This window comes from Ruminococcus sp. OM06-36AC (assembly GCF_003438725.1).
Taxonomy (GTDB): domain Bacteria; phylum Bacillota; class Clostridia; order Oscillospirales; family Ruminococcaceae; genus Ruminococcus_C; species Ruminococcus_C callidus.
In genome coordinates this window covers 164545-177069 of sequence record NZ_QSTT01000003.1, presented here as the reverse complement: position 1 = coordinate 177069, position 12525 = coordinate 164545, and the positions used below count along the sequence as shown (strand labels likewise).

11 protein-coding genes are annotated in these 12525 nt (G+C 52.8%); 4 read left to right on the top strand and 7 right to left on the bottom strand.

All coding sequences use genetic code 11. From position 1 onward, the window contains the following. Nucleotides 1-49: 49 nt before the first annotated feature. The 4 genes from DXB92_RS04490 to DXB92_RS04475 all read left to right on the top strand — a co-directional run bounded on the left by DXB92_RS04490 (nucleotide 50) and on the right by DXB92_RS04475 (nucleotide 3985). On the top strand, nucleotides 50-2089 hold the full coding sequence (locus DXB92_RS04490) for an HD domain-containing phosphohydrolase (protein ID WP_117732709.1): 2040 nt from the start codon (nucleotides 50-52) through the stop codon (nucleotides 2087-2089). Continuing rightward, a complete protein-coding gene (locus DXB92_RS04485) occupies nucleotides 2086-2802 on the top strand; it encodes a tRNA threonylcarbamoyladenosine dehydratase (protein WP_021683062.1) in 717 nt (238 codons plus the stop codon). Before DXB92_RS04490 ends, DXB92_RS04485 begins: the two co-directional genes overlap by 4 nt. Before the next feature lie 197 nt (nucleotides 2803-2999). Continuing rightward, nucleotides 3000-3758 (top strand): HesA/MoeB/ThiF family protein, encoded by a 759-nt coding sequence (locus DXB92_RS04480; RefSeq protein WP_117732707.1) that lies wholly within the window; start codon nucleotides 3000-3002, stop codon nucleotides 3756-3758. Next, nucleotides 3755-3985 carry a hypothetical protein gene (locus tag DXB92_RS04475; RefSeq protein ID WP_021683059.1) on the top strand — a complete coding sequence of 77 codons (231 nt, stop codon included), beginning with the start codon at nucleotides 3755-3757 and terminating at the stop codon, nucleotides 3983-3985. The genes DXB92_RS04480 and DXB92_RS04475 overlap by 4 nt, the downstream gene beginning before the upstream one ends. A 71-nt stretch (nucleotides 3986-4056) precedes the next feature. Here DXB92_RS04475 and DXB92_RS04470 read toward each other — a convergent pair whose 3' ends face one another. From DXB92_RS04470 to DXB92_RS04440, 7 genes are all read right to left on the bottom strand, one after another. Then, the gene (locus tag DXB92_RS04470) at nucleotides 4057-5214 is read right to left on the bottom strand and encodes a hypothetical protein (RefSeq protein WP_117732705.1); all 1158 of its coding nucleotides are present in this window, start codon (nucleotides 5212-5214) and stop codon (nucleotides 4057-4059) included. Nucleotides 5215-5371: 157 nt separating this feature from the next. Continuing rightward, entirely contained in the window at nucleotides 5372-5650 is a 279-nt protein-coding gene (locus DXB92_RS04465) for an acyl carrier protein (protein ID WP_021683057.1), read from the bottom strand. Then, the gene (locus DXB92_RS04460) at nucleotides 5647-7446 is read right to left on the bottom strand and encodes an HAD-IIIC family phosphatase (RefSeq protein ID WP_021683056.1); all 1800 of its coding nucleotides are present in this window, start codon (nucleotides 7444-7446) and stop codon (nucleotides 5647-5649) included. The genes DXB92_RS04465 and DXB92_RS04460 overlap by 4 nt, the downstream gene beginning before the upstream one ends. Nucleotides 7447-7458: 12 nt before the next feature. Then, nucleotides 7459-9117 (bottom strand): DHHW family protein, encoded by a 1659-nt coding sequence (locus DXB92_RS04455; protein WP_181976897.1) that lies wholly within the window; start codon nucleotides 9115-9117, stop codon nucleotides 7459-7461. 19 nt (nucleotides 9118-9136) lie between these two features. Beyond that, nucleotides 9137-10543: an MBOAT family O-acyltransferase gene (locus tag DXB92_RS04450; RefSeq protein ID WP_117732701.1), complete on the bottom strand. Its 1407-nt coding sequence runs from the start codon at nucleotides 10541-10543 to the stop codon at nucleotides 9137-9139. Between the two features lie 306 nt (nucleotides 10544-10849). Next, entirely contained in the window at nucleotides 10850-11881 is a 1032-nt protein-coding gene (locus tag DXB92_RS04445) for an SPFH domain-containing protein (RefSeq protein ID WP_021683052.1), read from the bottom strand. A 12-nt stretch (nucleotides 11882-11893) separates the two neighbouring features. Then, entirely contained in the window at nucleotides 11894-12358 is a 465-nt protein-coding gene (locus DXB92_RS04440; protein ID WP_021683051.1) for an NfeD family protein, read from the bottom strand. Nucleotides 12359-12525 lie beyond the last annotated feature (167 nt).

Here is a 12525-nt window from a genome sequence, read left to right as displayed (position 1 = left end):
GGTTCTGTAGGCTGAGCTGTCCGAGGAATTTTCGGCGGAGGAAAAGGATATGATCAATGGATACAAGGTGGCTGCACTTTGTGTGTCAGAAATACAAAACGAAAATACACAGAGCATGATAGCCCCGCTGTATCAGTCGCTTTTGGAAAAGAACTGGCGGTGCCTGCTGTTCAATACGACAACAGATCTGTTTCGGGATACGGCATTTGACCGCGGGGAAGCCAGCATCTTTCAGCTGATGGATTTTTCGGTGATCGATGTGGTTTTGATCTATACCCAGTGTCTGAAATGCCGTGCGATCGTGGAGGACATTCTGACGGCGGCACAGAAACACCGGAAACCGGTATTTCTGATAGAACCGACAGAACGCTATTCCGGCGGGATCCGCATTTCGTTTGATGAAGCTGATGCATTCCGGTATCTGGTGAAGCACCTGATCGAACAGCACCACGTCACCAAGTTCGCCTGCATTGCCGGCTTTAAGGGCAATCCCGCTTCGGAAATACGGGAAATGATTTTTCGGGACGTGCTGAAAGAGCACGGCGTTCCGTTTGACGAAAAGTGGTTCGGCTATGGGAATTTCTACAGCATTCCCACACAGGAAGTCATGGAACGCTTTCTTGCTGATCCGGAGGGTCTGCCGCAGGCGATCGTCTGCATCAACGACTCCATGGCGATCACCGTGTGTGAAATTCTGGAGGAACGGGGCATTCGTGTGCCGGAAGATGTGATTGTGACCGGATTCGACGGCATTGTGCAGGAACAGTATAATTTCCCGCGGCTGACGACCTGTCGCAGAAACCTGAACCGATTCGGCAGTTTTCTCTCCAAGCTGATAGAACGTGCCAATGCAGGAGAAGAAATGAAGCGGGAATATGTTTTTCCGTACACGCTGGACGTTTCCGAATCCTGCGGCTGCCGGAAAATCTCCATGAAGGCAGTCGGTCTTGCCGTGAATTCGATCTATTCCCGCATGAACAACAGTGCCCAGTACGACCGTTCCATGACCAATATGCTGACAAAGCTGACATTTGAACAGGATGTGGAAAAAGTCAATGAGATTCTCCGGTACTATATTCGTTCGGATACTTATCTCTGTGTGAATGCAGATTTTTTCCACGGGAATCAGAACGGGCATACTTATGAAACTGAACCGTTTACAGAAGAAGTGACATCACTCCGTTTTTTTTACGGGGAGGAAAACACCGAAGTCAAGGAGATTCCGCAGCGGCAGCTGGTGCCGGACTGGAACTACATTACCGAAAGAACAGACCCTGTGGTCATTTATGCCGTGCACAATCAGCAGATGGTGTATGGCTATCTGGTGGTGTTTGCCAATTCATTTGATTACGTGGTGCAGAGAATGCATCAGTTCGTGCTGACACTGGACAGCTGTGCGGGGATGTTTGTGCAGCAGGAATCTCTGCGGAACTCTAACCGGCGGCTCCAGGAGATCCAGAACAAGATCATCGTCAGCTTCGCCGATATGGTGGAATCCCGAGATGATTTCACTGGTCAGCATGTCAAGCGAACCAGCGAATATCTGCGTATTTTGGTGAAATATCTGGCGGAAATGCCGGAGTATGCAAAAATACTGACACCGGAGATGCAGGACCGCATGTGCAAGGCGGCACCGCTGCACGACATCGGAAAGATCAAGATTTCGGACGTGGTACTGAATAAACCGGGCAGACTGACAGAAGATGAATTTGAAGTCATTAAGACCCATACTCTTTCCGGCGGGGAGATCATTGAGAAAACGCTGACCGATATTGAAAGTGACTCGTACCTGAAAGTGGCACAGGAAATGGCATTGTACCACCACGAGAAATGGGACGGCAGCGGCTATCCGTATCATCTTTCCGGCGAGGAGATCCCTCTCTGTGCCAGAATCATGGCGGTGGTCGATGTGTTTGATGCCCTGACCAGCAAGCGTGTTTATAAGGAAGCGTTTCCGGTGGAAAAGGCGTTCCGGATTCTGGAGGAATCCAGCGGGACACACTTTGATCCGAAAATTGTGGGAACGTTTTTGGCACATAAAGAAGAAGTTCGCCAAGTTTTGACCAAGTATCAGGATAGACATATATGAATGCATTTTCCAGAACAGAATTACTTTTCGGCACAGCCGCTATGGAACGGCTGGCACAGGCACGGGTAGCCGTATTCGGCATTGGCGGCGTTGGCGGCTATACCGTGGAGGCTCTGGCACGAAGCGGTGTCGGGGCGTTGGACTTGATCGACAACGATACCGTTTGCACATCGAATCTGAACCGGCAGATCATTGCCACCCGTGCCACCATTGGCATGGCAAAGGTGGACGCTGCTGAAGAACGGATCCGGCTGCTGTATCCGGAATGCCGCGTGACCAAGCATCAGAAATTCTACCTGCCGGAAACCGCAGGGGATTTTGACTTCACCCAGTATGACTATGTGGTGGACGCGATCGATACGGTTTCCGGAAAGCTGGGACTGGTGGAGCAGGCATATGCCGCCGGAACGCCCATTATCAGTGCCATGGGTGCCGGCAATAAGCTGGATCCCACGGCGTTTGAAGTGGCAGACATTATGCAGACTTCTGTCTGTCCGCTGGCGAGAGTGATGCGGCGGGAACTGAAAAAGCGGGGGATTCCCAAGCTGAAAGTGGTCTATTCCAAGGAACTGCCGGCAGCGTTGCAGCGGACGGAATGGACAGAGAAAGGCAAACCGGTTCCGGGAAGCTGTGCCTTTGTGCCGTCGGTGGCGGGGCTGATCCTTGCCGGAGAAGTCATCAAAGACCTGACGGGCTTGCAGGCACACTTTTAAGGCAATACCGCACAAAGATTGTGCGACAGATGCGTCGTCAAATTTTTCGTCAGATGAAACAAAAAGCGGAGTGAATACTGGATGTATTCACGAGCATTTTGGTGAAATATGACGAGAAATTTGCAAGCAGATGGCGTGCAAAGTCGCTAGATGCTCTTTGTGCGGTATTGCCTTTAGGCAACAGAGAAAGGAGCATCATGCTGACATCACAGGAACAGGAACGTTATGCCCGCCAGATCATGATGCCGGAACTGGGCGAAGCTGGTCAGGAAACTCTGAAACGCAGCCGTGTGCTGGTGATCGGAGCAGGCGGACTGGGCAGTCCGGCGGTGTATTATCTTGCCGCAGCCGGTGTGGGAACCATTGGCATTGCGGACGGCGATACCGTGGAGCTGTCCAATCTCCAGCGGCAAATCCTACACAAGGAATCCCGTCTGGGGCAGAACAAAGCCGTTTCCGCCGCGAAATCTCTCCACGGACTGAACGCACAGGTGCATGTGCAGACGTACTCTCAGTTTATGGACGAGGCACACCTGCGGCAGGTGCTGCCGGATTATGACATTGTCATTGATGCGACCGACCAGCTGGAGAACAAATTTCTGATCAACGATGTCTGTGTTTCCGCAGAAAAGCCCTTTGTGCACGGCGGCATCACAGGCTTTTCCGGACAGGTGATGACATATGTGCCGGAAAAGGGGCCGTGTTACCGCTGCATTTTCGGAGAGGTTCCGGAGGACAATGCACCGGCACCCATTCCGGTAATTGGTGTCACTGCCGGCATCATCGGCACCATACAGGCTGCGGAGGCAATTCGGTATCTGCTGGGAATTCCGTCGCTTCTGACGGGAAAGCTGCTGGTGCTGGACGGACTGCGAATGCAGTTCCGCACGGTGCCGTTTCCCCACGTATCGGAGCACTGTCCGCTGCATACCAGAAAAGGAGTAACTGACTTATGATGAATCCCAAAATGATTTTGCAACTGAAAACCATGCTGACGAAATTTCGGCAGAACCACCCGAAAGTGCCTCTGTTTTTCTCCGCTGCTTCCAAGGCGATCAACGAGGGCAGCGTGATCGAGATCAGTCTGACTACCGCCGAGGGCAGAGAACTCTGCACCAACATGCGTGTGACACAGGACGATCTGGAAATGATTCGGACGTTGGGCGAAATGGCGTCGAAGTAAAGGCGATACTGAATACAAAAAGCTGGTATTCCCTTGTACAGGATACCAGCTTTTTCTTTTTCGGTGGAAGTTCAGGCAGTGTTTCCTTTGCAATTCCCCAGCACCCAAGCGACTGCAAACTTTTTCTCGACACCGCCGGCAAACTGAATGGTGGCAATGGTATCAGAAAGGGCAGTCACTTTGCCGTTCCCGAAGGTTTTGTGCTGAATGGTCATGCCGACAGAGAGTGCTGTGAGTTTTTCTGTCGGTGCTTCTGTTTTTCTCGGTCTTTTGGGCTTTTGGGGATATTTTGCCCAGTATTCTATGATTTTTCGGTTGGTGCTGTCCCACGTGTCCACGATTTTGTATTCCCCGTCAAACACCAGAATGGCAACTACATGGCTTCTTCCCGAATACGCGTATATTCTTGTTCCCGCCGGAAACATGTCGTGAATCAGGTTGCAAAACTCCTTGCCGGTCAGGATCTTTCCGTTTCGCTTCATGGCATCGAATCTCTCAAACCCCTCTTTTTTCAAAAGGGCATCGATGTTTTTTTTCCCATTGAGAATGGTCGCCGCGTAGTTTTGAGCTTCGGCAAGCCTTTTTATGGCTTCTGCCCACGGGATCTCCAGAACTGCTGCAAAGGCTCTGACGGCACAATCTCCAATGTAGTTGTCGTTGGGATTTTCGTTCAGGACTACCAACGATTCATTTTCTTCGGTGTGAAATTGCAGCTCTTTTCTCTGTGTACGGCTCTGCTGCTGCGGCAGGGGGCTGTGATCCTGTCCGTCTTTCCAAGCAACCCACACTTCACGGGCGATCCGATCTCTGTTGTCCTGTAGGAAGTGCAGGGCATACTTTGTCTGTCCGCCCAGATCATGGGGCACGAGGGGACAATATTCCCCGTCATCCGTGTTCGTGTGTCCGACGGACAAATTCAGTATGACCACTTCGCCGTCATGAAAGCTGTGGTTGCAATCGGCAATGATCTCCCGTATACACTTGTTGACATTGGTTTTTGCCTGCAAAAAGAACCCTTCTTCATGCAGCAGTTCCCGAATGGTTTTGGGATATTGGGGCATCTGCCCGATTTTTCCCGCGACGGCGATCAGCTTGCAGTACGCCTCTTTCCAAGTGTATCCTTTGGTGACACACAGGGCATTCAGAACCGACCCGACAGCGTCCAGTACCGGCGGCTGTGACGGGTGATGATTTTCTTTTTGATAAGATAAAAACTGTTCTTTTGGCATCTGGATTCCTCCGAGTGGATTCGAGTGGATTCGAATGGTATACAAATCTATCATCATTATACAGCAAAACGCCTGAAATGTCCAGCTATTTCTGCACATTTCAGGCGTTTTGTTTTATTTTGTTTCCAATTTTTGTTTTTCAAGCAGCAAAAAACGCTTACCGCCGGAACAATCCCCGCTTTTTCGGCTTCGGTTCTTCGGCACGGGCAGCAATAATGTCTGCCATTTCGCCTACATTTTTCATGCCGGAAACTTCCTGCATCCTGAATTTCATGCCGAATGCCTTTTCCACAGCACTGACGAGGTTGATGTGTTCCAGACTGTCCCAGTCCTCAATGTCGTTGGCAGTAGTGTTCTCTGTGATGACCAGTGTGTCATCGTCAAAAATGTCCTGAAAGATTTCGTTCAGTTTCTCCATAATCGCTTCGTGTGTCATGCTTGCTGATGCTCCTTTTCGTTGACTTGAATCACATGATTCTGGTTTTCATAGCCGGCGATTTCCATACGCCATGTGCTGTCGCCGTTCTCGAACTGTTCGGTTTTCGTAAAGCCGAATGTCCCGAACAGGTCTTTGACCATGGCGTTTTTGGCGGTCTTGTAGTAATAGCCGCAGATGGCGGTGATGCCCTGCTTCCGGCACTCTGCCACAAGGGTGTCCAGCATTGCCAGTTCCATATCCCGTTTCAGTACACGGCAGCTCATCAGCCACAGTTCGATGTGCAGGGTGTCGCCGGAGATCTCTCCAATAACGACGGAAACAATGCCGTTGTCGCCGAACTTGTCCCGCAGCCGTCCGTACAGGCGAATGTGCTTGTGATCGGCAGCCACCTGTTCCATTTCGCTCTGGGTATACCGCCGTGTGGTCAGGTTGAACTGGTTGCTCTTGTTGGTCAGCTGGACAATGCGGGGGAGTGCTACCGCATCAAAATCCCGAATGTCTGCGTGCATATCCAGCCCCAGCAGATAGTCTGTGTAGTTGGCATAGGTCTGCTGCATCTGGGCACGCTGGGCATTGGCACGGTACATTTCGCTGCGGCTGGCATCTGCTGCGGAAAACGTGGTGGTTTCAAAGTAGCCCGCGTGATCCAGCACCCGAATGCAGTCCGCAGGATCCTGAAATTCCGGCACGGCAATGCCGGCGATCTGGGCGGAAACGATTTCCCGTTCTGCGGGGTTGTCGTCCACAAAGACGAAGCTTTCCGGCAGCAGGGAGAGTTCCGCCGCAGTCTGTACCAGATTCCGGTCTTTCGGCTCCCAGTTGGCTTTGATTGCCACGAAGTCGTCCTCGTGCAGGACAGAATCGGGGTGCGAAAGTCCCAGTCTGGCGTTTTCCGGTTCGTTTTTGGAGCAGATCGTGAGGAGTACGCCCAGCTGTTTCTGTGCCTTGCAGTATTCCTGTACCTCGGTGTATGCCTCCGCTTCGGCGGTTTCCTGCCCGATAGAGATGCCCTCTTGTCCGTCGTCGCCGATGACACCGCCCCAGAGGGTGTTGTCCAGGTCCAGAGCCAGCACCTTTTTGTTCTTGCCGTAAATGGAGCGAATGATTCGTGTCAGGCTGTAGGCAAATTCCGGAATCGCGTCCAGCGTCATGGCGTATTTGTAGAGGTACCAGTAGGAATTGTCGTGCCATGCGTCCAGCCCATAGCTTGCCGCCAGATAGTGTATATCGTGAATGTAGAAGTCGTTGTGTGCGGCGGCATACTGCCCGAATTTCCGGTTCAGTTCCGAGATGAACCACACCATGCCGTGGCAGTCCCACCCGTCGCGGTTGCCCATGAGCCGCGTTGCCGGCAGTTCAAAGTTGTTCTGCAAAATGGGGCAGTGGTATGTTGCCGCGAGGTGTTCCCACATCTGGGTGAAGTGGGTGTACTGCCGTTCCAGTGCGTCCTGTACTTCCTGTTCTGAAGCGGACAGGGGAAGCGGGGCTTCGGTGATGTTGCGGCTTGTGGTATGGATAAAGATCAGATCCGGCTGAAATGCTGCCAGTTCCGGAGCATCGAACATGGCATCCTGCCAGTACTGTGCGTATTCCGACTGGTAGAACACCGGCTGAATGCCGCAGTTCAGCAGGAACAGTTCCAGCATGGAAACAATGTCGTTGGTGGTGGAACCGCCCAGCACGGCAATGCGTTTTTCCATGCGGGCAGAGCCGTCTGCCAGAAGGGCTTTTTTTAGTTTGCGTCGTTTTTGCAGCAGAAAGCTGCTGTCAAAGGGATATTCCAGTTCTTTCATTTGTGAAACCTCTTATTGTGTCCGAATTGTTTCCAGACATTCGCTGTTGCCGCCGGTGGCACTGAACGTGTTCATGGCGAACAGCACATCTGTTGCACCGACCTGCTGCATAAAGGAAACGGCGTTCAGGTCGAAGTAACGCATATCGATCACGTAGATGTCCGAGAAGGACTGCGTGAGATAAGGGACAAGGGCGTTGCCGTAGCTGTCCTTGACGATCACCAGTGTCCGCTTGTTGGTGACATCGGTTTTCACGTGGGTGATCTTTTCGTCGCCGCCCATGAACACCAGATACCAGCTGACCGGCTCCACGTTGTCCAGCGAGATCAGCAGCTTGCCGTCCCGTTCGTTGGTGAAGTTGGTGTCATAATACTGGGTGGTGTACTGGTTGTGGGGCGTATAATAGGTGAAGTCCTCCGGATTCTCCTGTAGGACGGCACTCTTGGTGAACGTGTACATGCTGCCCAGATAGCCGGACAGGGTGGTCTTGGTGTAGCCGGACAGGGGAGCGAAGCTGACGTTTGCCGTCTTGGCAAAGGCTTCTGCGGCGTAGTATGCCCCCAGCGGCAGCCAGTGGTGGTCGGTGCGGGCATAGATGTCCTCGTCCGTGTGTGTCGCCAGTGCTGCATAGGCATCGACTGCCTTGACATCTTTCAGGTTTTCGTCAATGTGGTCGATGTTGTCGGATTCGCTGCCGGTATAGCCCGCGTAGGAATCCGGCAGGTAGAACGATACTGCCGTAGGAGCCACCAGCGAATAGACATTGACCTTGCTGCCCAGCTGTTTCTTGTATTCGTTCAGCGTTGCCGCATACTTTTCCCCGCGGGAGAAGCTGCCGCCGTAAATGCTGATCGCCCGCTTGTCCACCAGCACAATGCCATCGCCGATCTCCACAGGATCCGGTTCCGGCTCGGTGACAACGGTAGTTGCCGTGGTGGTTTCTGTGGAACGGTTTCCGCTGGCAACCGGTGCAGTCGTCGTTGTCCTGCTGTCCGCATCGGCGGTTTCCTCTTTTTTGACGGGGGCAATGTTGCCGTAGAACTGTACCTTGTCCTCGCCCTGTAAGCCCTGATAGCTTTCCAGTTTGCTGATCATGTGCTTGAAGCTGCTGCGTCCGGGGACGGTGTCCTCGTAATAGTGCATCAGGTCTTTCACATAGTCGCCGCTGCCCAGTGCTTCGAGGGAGAAGCCGGGCGGCGTGGCAAGCTTTCGGTTTTCCTCGGCGGATTCCGTGGGGCGTGTGCCCACCAGCAGGAAGATCGAGCCGCCGAAGATGATCGTTCCTATGGCGAAGATCCGCACAACGGCACCGATGCGGTTGGTGATTAGGAGCTGCCGTTTCAGCTTGTAGCGGGCTTTTCGCTCTTTGGCTGCGGCTTTGTCCTCCTCGGTGGTAGCAGCCGGTTTTTCGGGTGTTTCCCCGATGTCGAACTGTGGCAATTCCTCTGCCGGTTCTTCCGGTGATTCCGGCTCCGGAGCAGGGGATCCGGTTTCCGGTTCCGGCTGTTCCTGCGGCACCTCAGTCGGTTCCGGAACAGGCGAAGAAGCCGGTGTATCGGTATTGTCATTCATGGCACGCAGACGGTTTGCGTCCTGCTGTACCTGCTGAAATTTTTCTGCCAGTGCCGCGTCCAGATCGAAGTCACTTTGCGGCTTGTTGTTTTCGTCCATGGTGTTCTCCCTCCTTGGATCAGAACTTGGTGTACAGGAACGGGGTGTTGGTGGCATCTACCATGAGAATGCTGCTGATGACCAGCAGGCCGGCGGCAAGCACTGTGCCGGTGACGGACAGGGCAACATTGGCAGCCGGATTTTTTGCCATGATCTTTTTCGGCAGTTCCAGCAGCGGGAAGCAGCACAGCAGGGCAGCGATCAGCAGGAACAGGTTGTTCTGCACGGAAGTGACCAGCATGGTGTCCAGCCAGCCGGTGCCGTTCTGTCCTGCCATTGCCAGCAGCATATCCCCCAGCTGGTCGATACCGCCGGTGCAGTAGAAGATGCCGAACCCGACAATGATGACGATCTTGTTGCACAGATGCCGGAGCACTGCCGGAATCTTTTTCATGCCCTTTTTGCCGATGCCCATTTCCAGCATGAGGAACAGTCCGTAGTAAATGCCCCAGATGATATAGTTCCAGCTGGCACCGTGCCACAGACCGGTGCAGAACCAGACCAGCAGCAGCCCGCCGATTTTCCGGCGTTTGCCGAACAGCGGTACGTACAGCAGGTAGTCGCGGAAGAACGTTCCCAGCGAAATGTGCCAACGCTGCCAGAACTCAGTGATGTCCTTGCAGAGGAACGGGTGGCGGAAGTTTTCGTCCAGATGAAAGCCGAAGATGCGGGCAATGCCAATTGCCATATCGGAATAGCCGGAGAAATCGAAGTACATTTGCAGGGCGTAGAGAATTACACCGTACCAGACACCCAGTGTGGTCTGGGTGGTGAAGTCGTTCCCCAGGAACTGGTCTACGATGCCGGAGAGCCGGTCTGCCAGTATGACCTTTTTGCCCAGACCAACGGCAATGCGTCCGAAGCCAATGCTAAGGTCGTCGGCAGACACCCGCCGCTGGTGCAAGTCTGCCTGCATGGTTTCGTACCGTGCGATCGGTCCGGAAATGGTGATCGGGAAAAAGGAAACGTACAGCAGGAACGTGAAGAAATTTCGTTCCGCCTTGACTTTGCCCCACGCACAGTCGATGAGATAGGAAACCGTGCGGAACGTGAAAAAGCTGATGCCCAGCGGCAGCGGCAGGTCGGGGACGGGAATGGAAAGGGAGAACCAGTTGTTCAGGTTTTCAATGAAAAAGCCGGTGTACTTAAATCCCACCAATGTACCCAGATTCAGCACCAGTCCCAGAGCCAGGAACGCCTTTGCGGGAGCCTTGTCGCGGAATTTGTCGATGCCACGCCCCAGCACGAAGTTGACTAGTGCACTGGCGACGACCAGCCACAAAAAGGAAATGTCCCCGCAGGCGTAGAACAACAGGGAAAAGACGATCAGCACTGCGTTGCGGTAAGAGGTTTTCTTTGTCGCAAAATAGCAGAGAAAACAAATGGGAAAGAATAGGTAAATGAAAAACAATCGGGAAAAAACCATATGTGTATAACCTCTGTTTCTGTCAGAATATCGGATATGATTCAGTATCGTTTACTTTGGAGAAACGCCGCATGGCGGGCATGCTTTTGTTCCGCGTTTCTCTCGTAACTCCTATTATACAACAATTTGCGACAGGATTGCAAGGGAAACAGCCCCAAGAATTCGCATTCGCGGAAAATCGTTTTTTTCCACAAAAAAAGACGGCACGAAGCCGTCCTTTTTAGTCACAATATTTTCATGGAAAATCAAGGCAATCTGCACAAACTTTGTGCGGTACTGCCTTTGTACCGTACTGCCTCAGAAAGCTTACTGGTTTTCCGCCGGAGCCTCTGCTGCCGGAGCCGTTTTTCCAGCCGGAGCCGGTGCAGGAGCCGTTGCGGTTACAGGGCTGTCAGAGAGGACACCTTTCAGACCGGCAGCCAGACCAGCCAGCCCCTGAATCTCGCTGGGGATAATGATCTTGGTTGCCTTGCCGTCTGCTGCCTTTTCGAATGCTTCCAGCGATTTCAGCTTCAGAACAGCTTCGCTGGGATTTGCTGCGTTCAGCTTGACCAAGCTGTCTGCCAGTGCCTTCTGCACCAGTTCAATTGCCTGTGCTTCACCGACAGCGATACGCATTTTCTGTTCCTTGATCGCTTCGCCTCGCAGGATCACGGCTTCCTTGTCCGCTTCTGCCTTCAGGATCGCAGTCTGCTTTTCTGCTTCTGCACGGAGGATCTTTGCGTCCTTTTCACCCTGTGCAACAGTGACCTGATATTCCCGTTCACCCTGTGCACGGAGAATCTTTTCACGCTTTTCACGCTCTGCCTTCATCTGCTTTTCCATGGCGTCACGGATTTCAGCAGGGGGCAGGATATTTTTCAGTTCCACGCGAATGACCTTGATGCCCCAGCGGTCTGTGGCAAGGTCCAGTGTTTCGGTGATGCGGGTGTTGATGAGGTCGCGGGAAGTCAGCGTTGCGTCCAGTTCCAGTTCGCCGATGATGTTACGCAGGGTCGTTGCAGTCAGATTTTCGATTGCTGCGATAGGGTGTTCCACACCGTAGGCAAACTGTACCGAGTTGGTGATCTGGAAGAATACGACCGTGTCGATCTGCATGGTAACGTTGTCCTTGGTGATCACTGCCTGCGGCTTGAAGTCTACGACCTGTTCCTTAATGGAAACCCGCTTTGCCACGCGGTCGATGAACGGTACCAGAAAGTGGATACCGGTGCCCCACGCCTTATAGAATGCACCCAGACGTTCTACGACGTAGACATTTGCCTGCGGTACAATGCGAATTCGTGTGACAAAAATCACAATGATGAAAATAACCAGAAGTAAAATAATCAGTCCCATGTGTGTTCTCCTTTAATTGTTTACAGTTTGTTCTTCTGTCTGCGGCAGCCGGCTGACCAGCAGCTTGGTGCCGCTGATCGCTTCGATGCGGACGCTGGTGTTTTCCGGAATGACTGTGCCGTCCTGAGAAACTGCGATCCAGTCTACTCCGTCCAGCCGGACGCGTCCGGTGTTGTGTATGGGGTCTACCGTCTGAATGACGACGGCGATCCTGCCGATCTCCTGATTGTTGGTGTCCTTGATGCCGAACGAGAAAATTCGGCGGACGATAGGACGGGTGAAGATCAGAAGTACCACAGAGATCACCACGAACAAGACGATCTGCACCACCGGCGAAGCCCCGAAACAGGCTGCGAGAAAGCCCGCCAGTGCACCGGCAGCAAACCAGATGCTCACCAGCTGCTGGGTGGCGAATTCCGCCAGAACCGTCAGCACAAACAAGCCGCCCCACAGCAGAAATGGCATAGATGCTTCCATTCCAAAACTCCTTTCTGTCAGTGACGACAAATGCAAAAAGTGCTTTCAGGAAACGTAAAACCGCATGCCGGATTGCGGTCTGACATGTAGTGTTTCCTTCACGTTCCATATCATCAGAACGTTAAGGACAGTATAGCATATTTTTGTGGTTTTGTAAAGCTTTTTTT